This is a genomic window from Streptomyces sp. SP18CS02 (assembly GCF_036322365.1).
Lineage (GTDB): Bacteria > Actinomycetota > Actinomycetes > Streptomycetales > Streptomycetaceae > Streptomyces.
The window spans coordinates 95,755-113,148 of sequence record NZ_JAQYXC010000256.1 but is presented as its reverse complement, the minus strand read 5'-3'; the positions used below and the strand labels follow the sequence as shown (position 1 = coordinate 113,148).

Annotated in this window: 15 protein-coding genes and 2 pseudogenes; 10 read left to right on the top strand and 7 right to left on the bottom strand. The window is 69.3% G+C overall.

What is annotated here, in order from left to right:
• Window position 1: 1 nt before the first annotated feature.
• Both PUR26_RS05690 and PUR26_RS05685 read right to left on the bottom strand, forming a co-directional pair.
• Window positions 2-1,405, bottom strand: a complete 1,404-nt coding sequence (locus tag PUR26_RS05690) for an aldehyde dehydrogenase family protein (RefSeq protein WP_329869801.1) — start codon at window positions 1,403-1,405, stop codon at window positions 2-4.
• An 8-nt stretch (window positions 1,406-1,413) separates the two neighbouring features.
• Window positions 1,414-2,169, bottom strand: a complete 756-nt coding sequence (locus tag PUR26_RS05685; RefSeq protein ID WP_329869799.1) for a (5-formylfuran-3-yl)methyl phosphate synthase — start codon at window positions 2,167-2,169, stop codon at window positions 1,414-1,416.
• Window positions 2,170-3,205: 1,036 nt separating this feature from the next.
• Here PUR26_RS05685 and PUR26_RS05680 point away from each other — a divergent pair.
• The 3 genes and pseudogenes from PUR26_RS05680 to PUR26_RS05670 form a co-directional block, all read left to right on the top strand.
• A complete protein-coding gene (locus PUR26_RS05680) occupies window positions 3,206-3,379 on the top strand; it encodes a hypothetical protein (RefSeq protein WP_329869798.1) in 174 nt (57 codons plus the stop codon).
• A 55-nt stretch (window positions 3,380-3,434) separates the two neighbouring features.
• Window positions 3,435-3,803, top strand: a complete 369-nt coding sequence (locus PUR26_RS05675; RefSeq protein WP_329869796.1) for a VOC family protein — start codon at window positions 3,435-3,437, stop codon at window positions 3,801-3,803.
• 48 nt (window positions 3,804-3,851) lie between these two features.
• A pseudogene (locus PUR26_RS05670) lies at window positions 3,852-4,130 on the top strand (Tn3 family transposase); the annotation flags it as partial.
• A gap of 103 nt (window positions 4,131-4,233) precedes the next feature.
• On the opposite strand, the gene PUR26_RS05665 reads toward PUR26_RS05670, so the two are convergent.
• Window positions 4,234-5,289, bottom strand: coding sequence for a helix-turn-helix domain-containing protein (locus PUR26_RS05665; RefSeq protein WP_329869794.1), 1,056 nt, complete (start codon window positions 5,287-5,289; stop codon window positions 4,234-4,236).
• 948 nt (window positions 5,290-6,237) lie between these two features.
• Between PUR26_RS05665 and PUR26_RS05660 the strand changes: the two genes are divergently transcribed.
• From PUR26_RS05660 to PUR26_RS05630, 7 genes and pseudogenes are all read left to right on the top strand, one after another.
• Window positions 6,238-6,438 (top strand): hypothetical protein, encoded by a 201-nt coding sequence (locus PUR26_RS05660; protein WP_443076980.1) that lies wholly within the window; start codon window positions 6,238-6,240, stop codon window positions 6,436-6,438.
• A gap of 591 nt (window positions 6,439-7,029) precedes the next feature.
• Entirely contained in the window at window positions 7,030-7,545 is a 516-nt protein-coding gene (locus PUR26_RS05655) for a recombinase family protein (RefSeq protein ID WP_329869841.1), read from the top strand.
• Between the two features lie 284 nt (window positions 7,546-7,829).
• Complete coding sequence (kdpF, locus tag PUR26_RS05650; RefSeq protein WP_329869792.1) at window positions 7,830-7,919, top strand: K(+)-transporting ATPase subunit F; 90 nt, start codon at window positions 7,830-7,832, stop codon at window positions 7,917-7,919.
• An 8-nt stretch (window positions 7,920-7,927) separates the two neighbouring features.
• Window positions 7,928-9,592, top strand: coding sequence for a potassium-transporting ATPase subunit KdpA (kdpA, locus tag PUR26_RS05645; RefSeq protein WP_329869790.1), 1,665 nt, complete (start codon window positions 7,928-7,930; stop codon window positions 9,590-9,592).
• The gene (gene kdpB / locus PUR26_RS05640) at window positions 9,589-11,724 is read left to right on the top strand and encodes a potassium-transporting ATPase subunit KdpB (protein ID WP_329869788.1); all 2,136 of its coding nucleotides are present in this window, start codon (window positions 9,589-9,591) and stop codon (window positions 11,722-11,724) included. The genes kdpA and kdpB overlap by 4 nt, the downstream gene beginning before the upstream one ends.
• A gap of 6 nt (window positions 11,725-11,730) precedes the next feature.
• Window positions 11,731-12,411 carry a potassium-transporting ATPase subunit C gene (locus PUR26_RS05635; protein ID WP_329869786.1) on the top strand — a complete coding sequence of 227 codons (681 nt, stop codon included), beginning with the start codon at window positions 11,731-11,733 and terminating at the stop codon, window positions 12,409-12,411.
• 69 nt (window positions 12,412-12,480) lie between these two features.
• Window positions 12,481-12,714: pseudogene (locus PUR26_RS05630) on the top strand (response regulator); the annotation flags it as partial.
• A 150-nt stretch (window positions 12,715-12,864) separates the two neighbouring features.
• Here the strand turns inward: PUR26_RS05630 and PUR26_RS05625 are convergent.
• Genes PUR26_RS05625 through PUR26_RS05610 form a run of 4 tightly spaced genes read right to left on the bottom strand, consistent with a single transcriptional unit; the run spans window position 12,865 to window position 17,292 of the window.
• A complete protein-coding gene (locus PUR26_RS05625; protein ID WP_329869840.1) occupies window positions 12,865-13,404 on the bottom strand; it encodes a Pycsar system effector family protein in 540 nt (179 codons plus the stop codon).
• Window positions 13,404-14,327, bottom strand: coding sequence for a hypothetical protein (locus PUR26_RS05620; RefSeq protein ID WP_329869784.1), 924 nt, complete (start codon window positions 14,325-14,327; stop codon window positions 13,404-13,406). The genes PUR26_RS05625 and PUR26_RS05620 overlap by 1 nt, the downstream gene beginning before the upstream one ends.
• Window positions 14,324-16,396: a hypothetical protein gene (locus PUR26_RS05615; RefSeq protein WP_329869783.1), complete on the bottom strand. Its 2,073-nt coding sequence runs from the start codon at window positions 16,394-16,396 to the stop codon at window positions 14,324-14,326. The genes PUR26_RS05620 and PUR26_RS05615 overlap by 4 nt, the downstream gene beginning before the upstream one ends.
• Window positions 16,393-17,292, bottom strand: a complete 900-nt coding sequence (locus PUR26_RS05610; RefSeq protein WP_329869781.1) for a hypothetical protein — start codon at window positions 17,290-17,292, stop codon at window positions 16,393-16,395. The genes PUR26_RS05615 and PUR26_RS05610 overlap by 4 nt, the downstream gene beginning before the upstream one ends.
• Window positions 17,293-17,394: the final 102 nt, after the last annotated feature.

Genomic DNA, 17,394 nt, shown 5'->3' with positions numbered 1-17,394 from the left:
GTCACGCCTCCCGCGGGCGGTGGACGACGAACGGCCGGAGGTTGCCGTAGAGCCCCCACGGTCCCCCCGCGACGCCGACTCCGCTGTCCTTGACCCCTGCGAAGGGCTGGGCGAGGGACAGTTCGGCATGATGGTTGATCCAGGCCGTGCCGCATTCGAGCCGGTCGGCCACCGCCTCGGCCTGGTCGAGATCGGTGCCCCAGACGGAGCCGCCAAGGCCGAAGCCGGTGCTGTTGGCCGCGTCGACGGCTTCGTCGAGGCTCCGGTACGGCAGCACTGGCAGAACCGGCCCGAACTGTTCCTCGGTCACCACCGGACTGCCGGGCGGGACGTCGGTGAGGATCGTGGGAGCGAAGAAGTATCCCGGCCCGTCCAACCGGTGGCCGCCCCACGCCGCCCGGGCGCCGTCCGCCACGGCCTGCTCCGTGACCTGTTCCACCCGGGCCAGCTGCGGGGCGTTGTTGACCGGCCCCAGCCGGGTTCCGGGGTCGAGACCGGGCCCGACGGCGACGGTCTTCGCGCGCTGGGCCAGGGCTTCGACGACCTCGGCGTGGAGGCGGACCGGCACGTAGACGCGTTTGACCGCCATGCAGACCTGCCCGCAGTTGCGGAACGCCGCCCAGAACAGCCTGTCCGCTATCCGGTCCACGTCGATGTCGTCCAGCAGGACGGCGGCGTCGTTGCCGCCCAGCTCCAGGGTGACCCGGGCCAGCGAGGCCGCCGCCGCTCCGGCCACGGCCCGCCCGGTGGACACCGAACCCGTGAAGGTGACGTGGCGGATGCCCAGGTGGGACGCGAGGCGGGCACCGAGGGGTTCGCGGCCTGTGACGACGGTCAGCACGTCCTCGGGCAGGGCGGTGGCGAGGACGGAGCCGAGCATCCGGGTGGCGAGCGGAGTGAACGGCGACGGTTTGAGGACCACGGTGTTGCCTGCCGCGAGCGCGGGCGCGAACTTCGCCGCCGCGAGCTGGAGGGGAAAGTTCCACGGCACGATCGCGGCGACGGGCCCGACGGGTCGCCAGCGGACCTCGCTGTGTACGGGCCGGCCGTCGTCGATCCGGCGGGTCCGGGGGGCCAGGTCGGCGAAGTAGCGCAGCCGTGCCGCGGTACGGACGACCTCCGCGTACGACTCGGCAAGGGGCTTGCCCTGTTCCCGGGTGAGCAACCGGGCGAGGTCGTCGCCGGCCGTCTCCACGGCGTCGGCCGCGCCGCGCAACGCGGCGGTGCGGGCGGCGGGGTCGGCGCGCCAGCCGTGCCAGGCTCGCTGGGCGCGGGCGACCACGTCGTCCAGCTCGCCCGGCTGCTGGTCGGGGGCCTCGTCGAAGGTCTCCCCGGTGGCCGGGTCGACGACTGGGAAATGTACGGCCTTGCGTCCGGAGACGCTGCCTGCCTCAGGCGTCGGCATGCCGGCCGTCAGTTCACGGCGGGAACGCCGACGGCGTGCTCCCGGGCATGCCGGTCCATCTCCGCCCGGAAGGCGGCCACCAGATGCGGCTGAATCCGTCCGGCGTTGCGGTCGCCGCCCTCGCAGACCGCTCCCCGCACGCCGACGATGTCCGTACCCATGCGGGTCAGCGGACCGAGGTCGGCCTGCGTGACACTGCCCGCGAGAGCCGCGAGCAGACCTGAGATGTGGGCCAGCCGTACGAACTCGGCACAGACCTCAGGAGGAACGTGGTCGAACAGCCGCGTCCCGTCCTTGATGGCGGTGTCGAGCATGGCCGCGTCGGCGCCGGAGCGGGCGGCGATGTCGGGCACGGCGAGCGGGTTGACGCAGCCGATGCGGTGGGCGTCGGCGTAGCCGGAGGCGACGACGAGCGCGTCGGGGCGGTGATCCTTCACCGCTCGGACGACCGCGCGCATGACCTCGATGCCCTGATCGGGCGTCGTGCATCCGTAGAGGCCGACCTTGATGTACGTGGCGCCGGAGACGACAGCGCCGAGTGCGGCCTGCGCCACCGTGCCGGGTTTGTACGGAACATCACCCACGGTGGCGGACACGGGCTTGTCCGCCGGCACCGCGTCGCGGATCTCCCGGATGACCCAGGGGAAGTTGGCACCCAGCGAGCCCTCGTCGGGCTTCTTGACATCGACGATGTCGAGGTGCTCCGCCGCCTTCGCGCAATCGAGGGCTTCCTCGACGCTGTCCGGGGAGATGAGAAGCAACACCGTGAGCTCCTTCTGTCGGCATGTCCACCTGGCCGAGGGACAGGGGTGCGGATCACCTGGTCCGTATGCGGTGCGCTCATCATTTCCATCACCTGCGGTCACCGGTAGGGCGCACACAGTATTCATGGGGCGCTCACGCTCACGTGCAGTGCGCCGTGTATACCGGGGAGAACCGGGACGCTGCGGGCGCGGGAACCCGGGGCTCCAACTCCTGGCGCCCCAGGGAAGGCCAGGGCTTCGACTCGACACCGCTCTCCGGTTCCCGGCCGGCCGCGCCGGCGTCGGCGTAAGCCCACCACGCAGCAGGTGGCTCCGCCGTCGGCCCGGTGCTGTCGGGCGGAGCCCCGGGTGCCCGGGCGTTCCTTCTGGGCGTCGACGATGGCGCGTTCGAGGACGGCGGTGCGTTCGACGACGGTGCCGGGCTTGATGGTCCCGTTTCTGCTCGATCTGGACGCCGCGGCTGCCGCGGTAGGTGAAGGTCTTCCGGTCGAAGATCAGCTCGGTGCGCTCACTGGTCTCCTGTCGGTACCGAGGAGGTCCGACGCGAGGTCGATGACGCCCGGGCGCACCGCGCCGAGATGGACAGGGTCGCCTTCCACTCACAGGCCCCGAGCCGCATGCGGGCACGCGCATCAATCCGCTGAACCACACCTGAGCCACACCCACCAACGACGTAGCGGGCTGTTCCCCGTGGGGACCTGCCCTTTCCTGCTGCTGTGACTCACTCGCGGGCTCGGTGGTGACAGGCGTCGTGTTCAGGTGACAGCTATCGCGCTCCGGCGCATTGATCGTGTCGGCGACGGCCGTGTCGCAACCCGACTGGGATTCGAACAGGCTGCCAGCCCGGACGAATCCGTTTGTGTGGTCACTGGGCGCGTTGCCGCGAGGCTCGGTGAACCTCAGGGCGAAAGCCTCCAAAGGAGGATGTAAGCCTCATCGGTGGAGCACACACAAATAACCCGCAAAGCCCGGCCGCGCCGCACTGGAGGCCGTCCGCCGTACCCGCATCCTGGTCGGCGCCCGAGGAGATCGGGAGGTGGTCATCTCGGTTGCCCGGCAGAGCGGCACCCCGACCGATGTCGAGTGGATCAAGGTGAAGGTCCCGGCCGGGACGATGGCATCCGAGCCGACCACCGGCCTCTACAAGATCAGCCCCCGGATCGGCCTCACCGGCTGGACCGTCCGCGCGGCGGGGTGGTGGTGCCGATGAGTTCACCGTCCTCGAACGGTCCACCAGCGACACAGCCGTTCTCGACAGGAGTGCCATGTCCACCATCCAGCCAGTGATCGTGACTGCCGACCAGGACGTTCTGCTCGGCTTCTATACGGAATTGTTCGGCGCCGAGGAGGTCTTCCGGGTACCGGCGGAAGGCCCGCCCTTCTACCTCGGCTTGCGCATCGGTGACACCGACCTCGGGCTGGTGGCCAAGGCGAACCCGGGGAACGGGGCGGCGTCGCGGATCCTGCTCAGCATCGATGTCGACGACGTCGACGAGACGCTCGGCCGGGTGGAGGCGCTGGGCGGATCGGTCCGCGGCGGCCCCGAGGACATGCCGTGGGGACAGCGCGTCGCCCACATCCAGGACCCCGACGGCAACCCGGTGAACCTCACTCAGTCGATCCCGGCCCGGTGACGCCGTCCAGGGGGCACGTGAGATCGTGGGCTACCTGCAAGAGAGATCAAGGTTCTCGGCCACAACTTCAGCGCCCGGTTCCGCGACCTGGACGACCATCGGTTCTGGCGGGCCACGATGCCCGGCGTGGAGACCGGCAGGTACGGCGCGCTGGGAGACCTGGCCCGCAATCGCGTAAACCTGAACAAGGTGATCCCGCACTGGCCGGACATGCTGAAGGCCGCCAGTTCCCCGGTCACCGACCAGGTCCGCGCCTATGGCCTGTTGCGCATGTTCGGCCGCGAGAGATGCCCCACCCCGCTGGGGACCCGATCCGCAGGCCAGGGCTGCCCTCATCACCGGCCGACGCCACATCGGAGCCGGCACGGGCCAATGTCCCGCACACATCAGCAAGCAGCTTCTCTACGGCATCCGAAGTCATGGCCAAAGCCTACGTGCGCTTAAGAGCAGCTTCGAAACAACCACTTACTGCTCCGGGTACCTGGTGGGTGGTCATGGGAATCCCGCCGCTGCGGCCGTCGTCGCCGGCCACGTCCCCGGCGGCCTGCTGTCGGTCGCCTGGTCCGGCGACGCCCGTGCCCGCCTCCTCCTCGACGGGCCCGCGGCCGCAGTGTGGCTGGTCTCCCGGTGCTGACGATGTATAGAGCTTGAGGGCCGTGGTGATGAAGTGTCGGGTGTGGGCCGGGCTGAGGGCCTGGGTCTGCAGGCGCGCGTACATCGCGCTGTAGTGCCGCACGTCGGATGGTTTTTCCAGGTAGAGGTCGCTGGTGAACCTTTCCAGGTAGACCACCGGCTGGCGGCTGTCCGGGAGCTGCAGAAGTGAGAACTGTCCTGCCAGGCCCGGGTGGGCACCGGCCGTATGGGGGATGACCTGCACAGTGATGTGCGGCTCGGTGCTCAGGGCGCACAGGTGCTCCACCTGCTCGCGCATGATCTCCCGGCTGCCGACGACGCGCCGTAGGACGGACTCGTCGAGGATGAACCACAGGCGCAGGGGGCGGGCCGGGGCGTAGATGCGGTGCTGTCGGCGCAGCCGCACCTTCAGACGGGCCGCGGCCTGTTCGACAGTGACCAGGGGGATCGTTTCCTCGATGACCGCGGCCGCGTAGGCCGGGGTCTGCAGCAGGTCGGGGACCATGAGGGGCTCGTAGGCATGGATGGAGGTGGCGTCCGTCTCCATACCCACATACACGCTGTGGGGGATGTCACCGTAGGCGCACCACCAGCCCTGACGGTTCGATTCCCTGGCCAGCTCCATCAGGGAGTCGATGACATGCTGGTCGGTGACACCGTAAAGCTTGCACAGCTCGCGCACATCGCGGGGGCTGGCGGCACGACGGCCGGTCTCCATGTGACTGACCTTGGCCTGGGAGATCAGCAGATGCGCCGCCACCTGGACCCCGGTCATGCCACGGGCCAGACGCAGCCGGCGCAGCTGCGCTCCCAGGCGCCGTCCCCTGACGGTGGGATTGTTGTTCGCCGCCACGGTCGGTTCACCTCCGGCTCCACACCTCTTCGTGCGCCAGCAGATTGGCATGGAGCTCCCGATGCTGATCACGCGCCATGCCGCCGGATCCGGTGACCGCGAAAACGGATTGTGACCATGTAATTTGCCGTCCGGTGATGCCCCGAACAAAACGCGGCAACGACCTCGACGGTGTGGCGCGGCCGATGGTTGTGATCGACCGGGCCGACGACATGCTGCGGCACCTCGCCCGCTACTGGGGAGACGTTCCGGCAGGAGGACGACCCGAAGCGGTCCCCGGGCATCGCCGCCCAAGGCCGTTCTGTGCGAGGGGAGGGCGGCCCGCATCCACGTCACGGTGGTCAACCTCCGGCACGTTCAGCAACCACCCGGCGCACTGATCCGCCCCCGCCTCGGCCGCCGCGCCACCGGCCCGTCCCGCCATCACCTCGCCTTCGGTCGGTCCCCGCACGGCTGTCCGCCCTCGAATCCACAGGGGTGGGCCGGTGCGCCGGCCGGAGTGGGGGCCTGCGGGGCGGGAGGGACCGAGGGCACCCGTTGGGGGACGGCGGGACGCATCGCGAAGGACCATCTCTTCGGCCCACAGCCCGCACGGCGGCGGACGCCGGGGAGAGACGACTGGGAGAAGCGGTCGGGACACAACGGCCGCCCATGGTTTGTGGGTGCGCGGGGCATCCCGGCATCCGCACGCCGGCTGTGGACGGACAGTGACGCTCGCGGAGCGAGGGCACGGCGGCGGAACAGGGAGGGCCACCGTGTCCCGGCCCGGGGAACGATCAGGCCACTGACGTCCACGGTCTGGTGAGCGACCCCGCGGAGAAAACTGGCCGACCGCGGAGGTCCCGGGAGGGGCTGAACGCCCGAATCAACGGCTCTCTGACGTCCGTTGGGCATCGACGTCAATACCTCGTCAAAGCGGTCTCCATCGGCGTCGCGGTCTTCGGCTCGGTGTTCTTCGCCCAGGCCAAGACCGGTGACTTCATCGGCGGCTTCCGCCGCGCGCTGATCGTCCAGGCATGTCTGCTGGTGGTCTTCCTCGCGATCACCTTCCTGCTGCCCAAAAAGGGCCGCCCCGAAGAGGAGCAGCACGGCACCACCCCCGAGGCGACTGCCGACGGCTCCGGCACCAAGCAGCGCCTCCCCGTCTGAGCCCCGGCCAGGGACCATGCGCGGCAAGCGGCCCCCGGCCGGCCCGGACGAGTCCCGCGCCGGTCCGTCGCCCGCAAGATGGGCCTGGAACGCACCCTTCGGGCCCATGCCACCCGCGAAGAAGGGATCCGCTTCGTCGACGCGGCGAACCGCACCAAAGCCGCCTTCGCCAGCGGCGCCTTCGACGGCCATCGCCTCCCCCCGCACCCGGGCCGGCATCCACGCCCTCAGCACCGTCCTGCGCGCTGCCTCCCAGCCCCGTATCGCCAAAGCCCTCAACCGCTTCCTCGTGCCGCCTGCCGACACCTTCACGCTGCCCCCGTACGGCCTCTAGCGACCACGATCACTCACGGCACTCCCCTGGGCATCGTCGGCAGGGGCTGCGACACCGATCCGCTGTCCGGCTTCGCGGCCCGACTTGGTCACCAGCCGCAATCGGCCCCCCGCAGCACTCGGGTCGCCACATCCCCGGGCGACGCGGACGCGTCGAGCGCCGCCCCCTGCCCGCGCCGCCGGGCCGAACCCGGCTCACCGTGCCGTTCGCGTTCCGGCGCGGTCGCCGGCACCCACCACACCGGCCGTGTGTACGAGATGAAGCGCCTCGGCCGCGACGCCGCGGAACTCACCGCGCTCGCCGACCACCTCACCGCCCGCGGCCTGGTCCTGGAGATGCTCGCCGGACCCCCGCCCGGGACGTACGACCCCAGCGGGCCCGGCCGGCTGCTGCTGTTCGCGTTCTTCGCGGCCATGGCGGAGACCGAGCGGGAGAACATCCGGGAGTCGACCCTCGAAGGGCTTGACGCGGCGGCCCGCAAGGGCAGGCACGCCGGCCGGCCGCCCGTCATCATCGAGGACACCCTGAGCACCGTGCCGCGGCGCCGTGCGAACGGCCAGTCGGTCAGCGGATCCAGCCCGACCGGGTCATCCCGACCGGCGAGCGCAAGGGGCAGGCCCCGGCGTCGCGGGCATCCACCGGGCGCTCGCCGAGCACGAGAAGCAGGAGGCGTACCCCGAAGCCGTCGCCCAGACGCGCGCCGACTTCGCCGATCTCCAGGACACCGACGACATCCCTCGCCCCCGCCGATTCCGCATCCGGCGACCGGGTGATCCGTTCCCCCCGACGCCAGCGGGCCCACGACCAAGCTCAACGGCGCCTTCCGTACCGCAACTGCTCACACCGGGTCACGCCGTAGGAGACGCGTCAAGAGGGCGCTGCGGGGCGTAAGAGGGCCGTCAACGAGAGCCACGCGGTGGCCGAAAAGCGCTTTCCTCATCTGGTCCGAGAATCCGTTCTTCATCCAGGAGCTCACGATGGCCGATCTGGCCTTCGTCGTCACCACGGTCGCGGTGTTCGCGCTGGTGGCCTTCATCGCCAAGGGGGTGGCAAAGCTGTGAACGCCGAGAACATCGTCGGCCTGATCGTGGCCGCCGCCTTGCTGGGCTATCTCGTCCTCGCCCTCGTCAAACCGGAGAGGTTCTGAGTACGGATATGAGTCCCGTTCTTGCTGGTGTGCTCCAGCTCCTCGCCCTGGTCGTCGCACTCGGGCTCACCCATCGCCCTCTGGGTGACCACATGGCCCGGGTCTACTCCTGCGAGCAGCACCTCCGGGCCGAGAAGTGGATCTACAAGGGCATCGGTGCCAACCCGAACGTCGCGATGCGCTGGCCCGCCTATCTGCGCGGGGTACTGGCCTTCTCCGCGGTCGGCGTGCTCTTCCTGTACCTGCTCCAACGGGTGCAGGGATCCCTGCCGGGTTCGCTGGGCTTCGCCTCGATCGACCCGGACCAGGCGTTCAACACGGCCGCGTCGTTCGTCGCGAACACCAACTGGCAGTCGTACTACGGCGAGCAGGCCATGGGCCATGTCGTGCAGACCGGCGGGCTGGCCGTGCAGAACTTCGTCTCAGCGGCCGTCGGGATGGCGGTGGCGGTGGCACTGGTCCGCGGCTTCGCCCGCTCCCGTACCGGTGAGCTGGGCAACTTCTGGGCCGACCTGGTCCGCGGTGTCGTCCGGATCCTGCTGCCGATCTCGGTCGTGGGCGCCCTGGTCCTGGTCGCCTGCGGTGCGATCCAGAACTTCTCCGGCATCCATGAGGTCGGTCGGTTCATGGGCGGCTCGCAGCAGTGGAACGGCGGCGCGGTCGCCTCGCAGGAGGTCATCAAGGAACTGGGCACGAACGGCGGCGGTTACTTCAACGCCAACTCGGCGCACCCCTTCGAGAACCCCAACGGGCTGTCGAACCTCTTCGAGATCTTCCTGATCCTGGTGATCCCGTTCGCGCTGACGCGGACCTTCGGGCGGATGGTCGGCTCACTCCGGCAGGGTTACGCCATCCTGGCGACGATGGCCGCCATCTGGCTCGGTTTCACCGGTCTGATGATGTGGACCGAGTTCCACCACGGCGGCCCGGCCTTCGACCTCGCCGGCGGCGCCATGGAGGGCAAGGAGACCCGGTTCGGTATCAGCGGCTCGTCGATCTTCGCCGTGGCAACCACGCTCACCTCCACCGGTGCGGTCAACTCCTTCCACTCGTCCTTCACCGGGTTCGGCGGCGGCATCACCCTGCTGGGTATGCAGCTCGGCGAGATCGCCCCGGGCGGTGTCGGCTCCGGCCTCTACGGCATGCTGATCATGGCGATCATCGCGGTGTTCATCGCCGGCCTGATGGTCGGTCGCACGCCGGAGTACCTGGGCAAGAAGATCGGCACCCGCCAGATCAAGTTCGCGGCCTGCTACATCCTCGTCACCCCCGCGCTGGTGCTCTGCTTCACCGCCGCGGCGATGGCGCTGGACACTCCGGCGAACTCGATGACGAACTCCGGCGCACACGGGTTCTCCGAGATCCTCTACGCCTACACGTCGGGTGCGAACAACAACGGCTCCGCGTTCGCCGGTCTGAACGCCGACACACAGTGGTTCAACTCGACGATCGGCGTCGCGATGCTGCTCGGCCGGTTCCTGCCGATGGTGTTCGTGCTCGCACTGGCCGGCTCGCTTGCCGAGCAGAAGCCCGTCCCCGAGACCGCAGGCACGCTGCGGACCGAGAAGCCGCTGTTCACGGGCCTCCTCGTCGGCACGATCATGATCATCACCGGTCTGACCTACTTCCCGGCCCTCGCGCTGGGCCCGCTCGCCGAGGGGCTCGCGGCATGACCATCGACGTAGAGAAGCGCGAGGACAACGTGTCCACCACGACTCCGGCAAAGGCGCCGCACGGCGACCTGTCCGGCGGACACCGGCCGGCCGGACGCGTCGGCGGGGGTCTGTTCGACCCCAAGCAGCTGATCAAGTCCTTCCCGGACGCGATCAAGAAGCTGGACCCGCGCGTGATGGTCAAGTCCCCCGTCATGTTCGTCGTCCTGATCGGCTCGGTGGTCACCACCGCGCTGGCGATCACGAACCCGAGCGACTGGTTCGGCTGGGCGATCACCGCCTGGCTCTGGCTCACCACGATCTTCGCCAACCTGGCCGAGGCGGTGGCCGAGGGCCGCGGCAAGGCCCAGGCCGACACGCTCCGCAAGGCCAAGACCGACACGGTCGCGCGCCGCCTCGCCGGCGAGAGCGAGGAGCGCGTTCCGGGGACGGAGCTGCGCATCGGTGACCTGGTGGTCTGCGAGGCCGGCGACATCATCCCGGGCGACGGCGACGTCGTCGAAGGTGTCGCGAGCGTCGACGAGTCCGCGATCACCGGCGAATCGGCTCCCGTCATCCGTGAGTCGGGCGGTGACCGCTCGGCGGTGACCGGTGGCACGAAGGTGCTGTCCGACCGGATCGTCGTCAAGATCACGACGAGGCCCGGGGAGACCTTCATCGACCGGATGATCAACCTGGTCGAAGGAGCCGCCCGCCAGAAGACACCGAACGAGATCGCCCTCAACATCCTCCTGGCGTCTCTCACCATCGTCTTCCTGCTCGCCGTCGTCACGCTCAAGCCGTTCGCGATCTACGCGGGCGCCGACAAGCAGACGTCGATGATCGTCCTGACCGCGCTCCTGGTCTGCCTGATCCCGACGACGATCGGCGCTCTGCTGTCGGCGATCGGCATCGCCGGCATGGACCGCCTCGTGCAGCGCAACGTCCTCGCCATGTCCGGCCGCGCGGTCGAGGCCGCCGGCGACGTCTCCACCCTGCTCCTGGACAAGACCGGAACGATCACGCTCGGCAACCGGCAGGCGTCGGAGTTCGTCCCGGTCATGGGCACCACCGAGGCCGAACTGGCCGACGCCGCCCAGCTGTCCTCGCTCGCCGACGAGACCCCGGAGGGTCGCTCGATCGTCGTCCTCGCCAAGGAGGTGTACGGGCTGCGCGAGCTGCACCAGGGCGAGCCGGCGCACGCCGACTGGGTCGCGTTCACAGCCCAGACCCGCATGTCTGGTGTGGACGTGGACGGGCGCAAGGTCCGGAAGGGGGCGGCAGGTTCGGTCGTATCGTGGGTGAAGGAGCGGGGCGGGAGTGTCTCCGATGACGCGCAGGCGCTCACGGACCGGATCTCCCAGCTTGGTGGTACGCCGCTGCTGGTGGCTGTGGAGGACGACCAGGGCGCGCGGGTCCTCGGCGTCGTCCACCTCAAGGACGTCGTGAAGGCGGGCATGCGGGAGCGGTTCGACGAGCTGCGCCGTATGGGCATCAAGACGGTCATGATCACGGGCGACAACCCGCTGACCGCGAAGGCCATCGCCGAAGAGGCGGGCGTCGACGACTTCCTCGCCGAGGCCACGCCCGAGGACAAGATGGCCCTCATCAAGCGCGAGCAGGCCGGCGGCAAACTCGTCGCGATGACCGGCGACGGTACGAACGACGCCCCGGCCCTCGCCCAGGCGGACGTCGGCGTGGCCATGAACACCGGCACGTCGGCCGCCAAGGAGGCCGGCAACATGGTCGACCTCGACTCCAACCCGACCAAGCTCATCGAGATCGTCGAGATCGGCAAACAACTCCTCATCACCCGAGGCGCGCTGACCACGTTCTCCATCGCCAACGACGTGGCCAAGTACTTCGCGATCATCCCCGCGATGTTCGCCGTGGCCTACCCGTCGCTCGACAAGCTCAACATCATGGGCCTGGCCTCGCCGGAGTCCGCGATCCTCTCCGCGGTCGTCTTCAACGCGCTGATCATCATCGCGCTGGTCCCGCTCGCCCTCAAGGGCGTCCGCTACCGGCCCACGAGCGCCGACTCGATGCTCCGCCGCAACCTCGGGATCTATGGCATCGGCGGCCTGATCGCCCCGTTCATCGGCATCAAACTCATCGACCTGCTCCTCTCCCTCATCCCCGGAATCGGCTGATCCACGATGACCAACAACTCCGTAGGAAACGCGGGGCGTCTGCTCTGGGCGGGCCTGCGCGCCCTCCTCGTCCTCACCGTGATCACCGGCGTCCTCTACCCGCTCACCGTCACCGGCATCGCCCAAGTGGCCTTCCCCGGCAAGGCGAACGGCTCCGAGATCAAGGACGCGAGCGGCAAGGTCGTCGGCTCCGGACTCATCGGCCAGAGCTACGACCTGCCGAAGAAGAACGCGGACGACGCCGAGGAGGCGGTGGTCCCGGACCTGAAGTGGTTCCAGCCGCGTCCGTCCAACGGCCTCGGCGACAACAGCGTCAACACCCAGTACTCGATCATCCTCTCCGGCGCGACCAACCGGTCCGGCGACAACGCCGATCTGATCCAGTGGGTCAAGGACGCCAAGGCGGCGGTGATCAAGGACAATTCCACGGCGGACCACCAGGTCAGGCCCGAGGACGTGCCGGCCGACGCCGTCACCTCCTCCGGCTCCGGTGTGGACCCTCACATCTCCCCCGAGTACGCCCGACTGCAGGTTCACCGGATCGCGGAGAGGAACAAGCTCACCGTCGCCCGGGTCGACGAGCTCGTCGCCGACCACACCGACGACCGGATCCTCGGCTTCATCGGTGAGCCCCGCGTCAACGTCCTCGAACTCAACATCGCGCTCAAGGAATTGACCAAGGGCTGATGGTCCTATGGCCTCGGAGCAGGTGTCGGCGGGCCCCGGAACGACCGGGGCCCGCCGTCTCCGCCGCACGTGGGACGACAGGACAAGAGGAAGGCAGGCGGCACGCCGACGACCCGGGCGCCGGTCGTGGAGGACGACGCGCAGCTCGCACGAGCCTTGGTGCTCAACCCGCAGACACGCTCGTACGTGGTGGACGCGGCACCCGACGGCGCGACCGCCCTCCGGCTCGTGGCCGCCGAACAACCGGACATGATCCTTCTCGACCTCGGGCTGCCCGACATGGACGGCCTCGGCGTCATCAAGGCGCAGAGCCGCTCTGCTCTTCCAGCCAAGTCCCTTGGCGGGCCGCTCTACAGTCCCCCGCAGCGCAATCACGGCGATGGCGCACGACGTAGCCGAACAACGCCTTGCGGGTCCAGGTACGACAGCACCGAACCTCCCATCCAAGGCTGGTCAGCGACCGAGCGCAACAGTGAGGAAGGCCGCGGTGATCGCCGGTAGCAGCATGAGAATGGCGTACCGCACGCAGCGGTTCTTGGCTCGGGCGATCCTGCTGGTTTCCCTCAGCGCACGGAATAGCCGGGGCTGGGGATCTGAGCCGTCCCGCCTGAGCCCAGCCGACAAATCGGCGCGCTTCTCCGCACGCACCACGTCTTCGTAGTATGCGAGGAGGCCGTGCCTCTCGCCGGCTCGTGCCCCACGGCGCGGGGCGAGAGCCAGGAGCAGGAAGACCAACGCCCCGGTCGTGGTGGCCGCTGCTGTCCACCACAAAGGGACGGCCCACAGGGCATCGAAGGGACGCCGTACGAAGAGGAGCCCGAAGAGTGTTCCCCCAGTAGCCAGAAGAATGGCCGCCTTGCCGTCAGCCCTGCCGATCTCCACGTAGTTCTGCGCGATGAGTTCTCGCGACAGAACCACCACGTGGTCCGCGTCCGAGGCATGGCGTTCGGGCCGGGTTCTCAACTGGGCGAGGCGAGATCGTTGAGCCCACATCACGGCGCCCCTCCGTGGAAGCCGTTCATGCCGCTGTGCGGTACACCCGCGTCACCTATCCTGCGCAAGACCTCATCGCCCTGGGGTACGCCGACTTCGCTGAGGAGGCGCGCCAGGTTCACACCGACGAAGCCACGGTCCTCATTTGTCAGTCCCTGAAGCGTTGCCGCCAGCGTTCGCTCCCATCCGTCCCGCTCGGTGAGCAGGTCGCCGTGTGTGACAGTCCAGTCGAGCACCTCCCTGGCCTGGTCGGGATGGTGAAGCAGCCAGAGCGCCGCCAGACCGACCGGCCCACCGGCAACCACCTCGCGGTAGAAGCGGTACGCCTCGCGGTGGGCCTCGCCGAAGCCCGGCGGAAGGAGGAGTTCGGCAGGATGGCTTGAAGCCGGCAGAATGCCTGCTGGAGGGTCCAGGAACCAGTAGGTCAGGCCCGTCCCGTCGATGCTCCGTGGCTGGCCGGGGGGCTCGACCTGAGCGGTCCCGTACAGGATCGGCGGCTGTCGAAGGGGATCGGAAGCACCTGGCGCTCCGGCACATCCACGGATGGCCTGGTCGATCAGTCGGTGCGCGGTGTCCTCGGTGAGGCCGCTGCGCGCCGCGACCACCGGGTTGCTGACGTTCCAGGCGACTTCGTAGCGTGCCCGCGAAGGCGTTGATGTCGCAGGGCCCCGGCGTGGCACCTCCACCACGGTCCGGCGTTCCGACAGCGAAACCCACCCGATCGAGTCGAAATCCCGTCGGAAGGCCGCCCCGATCGACGGTCGGGGGTATCCCCAGATGTCTCCGCCTCGGGACGGCTCAAGGCGGTCCGCTCCCTGATCCGAGAGGAAGACGAGCGCGCGATCTGAAGACGGCCCGAACCGTTGCCGCAGCAACTGGCGAACCGCTGAAGACCTGACCAATGTGAACAGTGGCCTACTCATGACACGTTCCTCCTTCGCGATACGTTCGTGTGATCTCGGTGGCGCCCCAGTAGGAAGCGGATGACTCCCCGACGATGGCGAGCGGTACGGGAGAGCTCGCTCAACACATGATCGAGGGCAGCCCTCTGGAACATGTCGGGGTCGGCTTCGATCCGCCCAAGCACTTGGGCCACCGCTTCGTACGTGGCCGGGTCGTCAAGGCCCAGCACGACGAGGGCGAAGCCCTGCGCCGGGTGGCGCTCCAGAGTCCCGGCCAGGCTCACACGGACGGCGCCAGGTGCGCCCGGCTGTGGGAACGTCGAGAGGCACATGGAGTGGATCACGTGCACCGCCAGCGTGTGACGGGGTGTTCCCCGGCCGGCTTCCAGCCACCTCGTCACTGTGTCCAGGACCTCGATGTGGTTCTCCTCCTCGGTGAGGAGGGCGCCCAGCGCGAAGGAGACGGCGGAACGCAGTCTCGCGTCCAACTCCGGAGAGGAGCCGTCGAGGACGGCGTCCAGAAGCTTGAGGGCCGCGGCCGGCCGGGCGAGACCGTAGCTGCCCGCACAGGTCTCGGCGACCGTGCAGCGGAGAACGGCGGATGACCGGCTCCACCTGCGCATCTGCTCCTTGACCGCACCGGATACCAGGGGGTGCTGGACGATCTCTCCCAGCGCGACCGCGACCAGACGTCGGCGCCAGCGGTCACCCGAGGAGGCGAAGCGGTGCAGCTGAGTCAGCGCGCCGGGGCCGGTGGCATGTGCGAGCACCCGGCCGATCGCCTCTCCGGCGGCCACATCCAGGCCCGGCTGATAGCGCAGCTGCTCCAGCGCCCCCCACAGCGCTTCTGGCATGCCTTCGAAGTCCAGCCACAGGTGGCGCAGGAGTGTCGCGGAGCGGTGCCTGCCGGAGAAGACGACCGGCTGCACGGGGTAGCGGTACCGGTCTGCGGGAGAACTACGAGGTGCCAGCGGGCGTGCGCCGATGGCTTCGAGCCGGTCCTCGAACGAGGGGCCGAGGACGTCCGGCGACTGATCCTCCGGGGCCCCGTCCTGACCCGTCTTGGCAGCACGCGCACCGAGCAGAGGGCGCATTGCTGTGGCGAACTGCTCGATCACCGTCCGGTCCTGTCCCGGGAGCAGAGCGACGGCCGCCATCAAGGAGACCTTGTCGGCACTGTGCCGGGCCTGAGCGAGCGCGGACCGGGCGGCGGCCTCGGTACCGGTCAGGAGGTCCTCGAGTACGGACCCGGTCGATGCCGACGTCTCCGCGGACTGCCGCAACCCGTCAGAGAGGTCGACGGCGTCGCCGGGCAGCGAATGCGTCGAGAGATAGTCGGTGAACTCGGGGGAGGCCAGATGCCCCAGTGCGGCATCCAGTTGTGAGCTGTCGAGCCTCCCCTCAGCGGCCGCGAGCCGCAGTCGCCTCTCTGCGACCTCGTGCGGTCCGGGTGCGGCATGCGCCTCTTCCCACCGGCCGGTGTCGGACGGCAACCGGGCATCTTGCGCCATGGTGACGACCAGATGAGCCCCCGCGCCGCGCAAGGCCTCGGCCAGACCCGCCAGCCGCACGTCGTCGAGCGACCGGGCGGATGCCGCCGGCAGGCCCTGCAGGAGGTAACCACGGCCGGCCTTCGGCCGCCATGCCGACAGATCCGCCATCGCGTCCAGACCCGTGACACCGCCCTCGCCGTGCCGTTCGACGAGAAGGGCAAACGCCGCCGTGCCGACGCCCGTTCCGGCCCTCGCCCTGAGCAGCACGATCCGGCTGTCCAGCGCCTTCCGGCAGCGTGCGTACGACGGCGGTTCGACGAATCCGTATAGCCGGCCGCGCACCTCTTCCGCCGGATAAGGCCCCTCGCGCAGGCGCGGCTTGAGGATTCGCTCAGTGGCTTCGTCGTTCCACGCACTGATATTCAGATACGTGAAGTCGCCGCCGACGTTCCCCATCAACGCGACCCCGCTGTCGACCCTTTGGTGTCCCTCACGGAGGGACGTGTGCGGACCGGCCCCCGGGCCAACGGACGGATCAGGCCGGTCGGTGTTCGGCTCGATGTCCGGCTCGGCGGCCGGGCCGGGTCCGGCGATCACCGCTGGTCCCTGTCGCCGGCCCGCTTGTCACCCGCAACGTTGTCCCCGCTGCCCCAGTGCTGGTTGGTTCCGCGGTACGTGGTCGCCGGCGCGGTATAGGTGAAGTCACGACTGACGTTGCCCATCACCGCGGCGCCTTCCCCGACGTGCTGGGAGTTTCCGCTGTACTCCGTGCCGGAACCCTTGTCCGGTGCCACGGCGGGCGCCGTCGGCAGCGCACCTACGGGTTCCTCACGCGGCTCGATGCCCGCCCGCACGAGGTTCCCGGAAGGCGAAGGAACGTACAGCCAGGCCCGCTGCGAGAAGTTCTTCCCTTCGACGGTGGCCGACACTTCGACACACCGGTCGGGGTGGAGCCCTGTGTAGGCGCCCACCACGACGTCCTCGTGGACCCGGTCCGAGAAGACTGCGGCGAGGTGAGTCACCTCCTCGCTCGCCGCGGCGAGGATCGCCTTGACCGGACGCGAATCCAGGAGCCGGTGCGTGTCGTTGCGGGCCGTGCCGTTGCCGTCCCCGGGCTCACCCCCGTCGGGCAGCGGGCCGACGTGGACGCTGGCCCGGAGCCTGATCCGGGGGCCGACGGCCTGACGGTTGTACGAACCGAGCACGTCGTCCAGAACGCCCAGGAAGGGCCAGAGCACGAAGGGCAGGTGCACCGGATCGAACCCGAAGACGACACCGTCCCCCGTATTGGCGGGAAACCGCTGGGCATCGCGCAACTGGTGCAGGCCGGCCCGCTCCAGGGCCTGGTCCACCAGCTGGGGAATGAGCTGGCTGACCGGTCCATGCTGGACGGCCGGCAGGCCGGTGAAGTCCTTTGCGTCAACGGCGAACAGGGCGCGGTAGGGCGGGAGCGGCCGGCTTTCGGCGTACGGAACAGGCATGGGTACAGACATGCGGAATCTCCTCACGGATGGTCCGGTAAGTAGCCGTGGTCGGGCTGCTTCGAGGTTCCATCCGCGCCGCTCCGCCGAGTGCACAGCGCTGGGCGCATGGGG

What these genes read in the sequence shown, in the direction of transcription:
- PUR26_RS05620 (WP_329869784.1), bottom strand. Translation starts at nt 14,327, where the DNA reads ATGAGTAGGCCACTGTTCACATTGGTCAGGTCTTCAGCGGTTCGCCAG.
- PUR26_RS05690 (WP_329869801.1), bottom strand. Translation starts at nt 1,405, where the DNA reads ATGCCGACGCCTGAGGCAGGCAGCGTCTCCGGACGCAAGGCCGTACAT.
- PUR26_RS05635 (WP_329869786.1), top strand. Translation starts at nt 11,731, where the DNA reads ATGACCAACAACTCCGTAGGAAACGCGGGGCGTCTGCTCTGGGCGGGC.
- kdpB (WP_329869788.1), top strand. Translation starts at nt 9,589, where the DNA reads ATGACCATCGACGTAGAGAAGCGCGAGGACAACGTGTCCACCACGACT.
- PUR26_RS05625 (WP_329869840.1), bottom strand. Translation starts at nt 13,404, where the DNA reads ATGTGGGCTCAACGATCTCGCCTCGCCCAGTTGAGAACCCGGCCCGAA.
- PUR26_RS05655 (WP_329869841.1), top strand. Translation starts at nt 7,030, where the DNA reads ATGAAGCGCCTCGGCCGCGACGCCGCGGAACTCACCGCGCTCGCCGAC.
- PUR26_RS05610 (WP_329869781.1), bottom strand. Translation starts at nt 17,292, where the DNA reads ATGTCTGTACCCATGCCTGTTCCGTACGCCGAAAGCCGGCCGCTCCCG.
- kdpA (WP_329869790.1), top strand. Translation starts at nt 7,928, where the DNA reads ATGAGTCCCGTTCTTGCTGGTGTGCTCCAGCTCCTCGCCCTGGTCGTC.
- PUR26_RS05675 (WP_329869796.1), top strand. Translation starts at nt 3,435, where the DNA reads ATGTCCACCATCCAGCCAGTGATCGTGACTGCCGACCAGGACGTTCTG.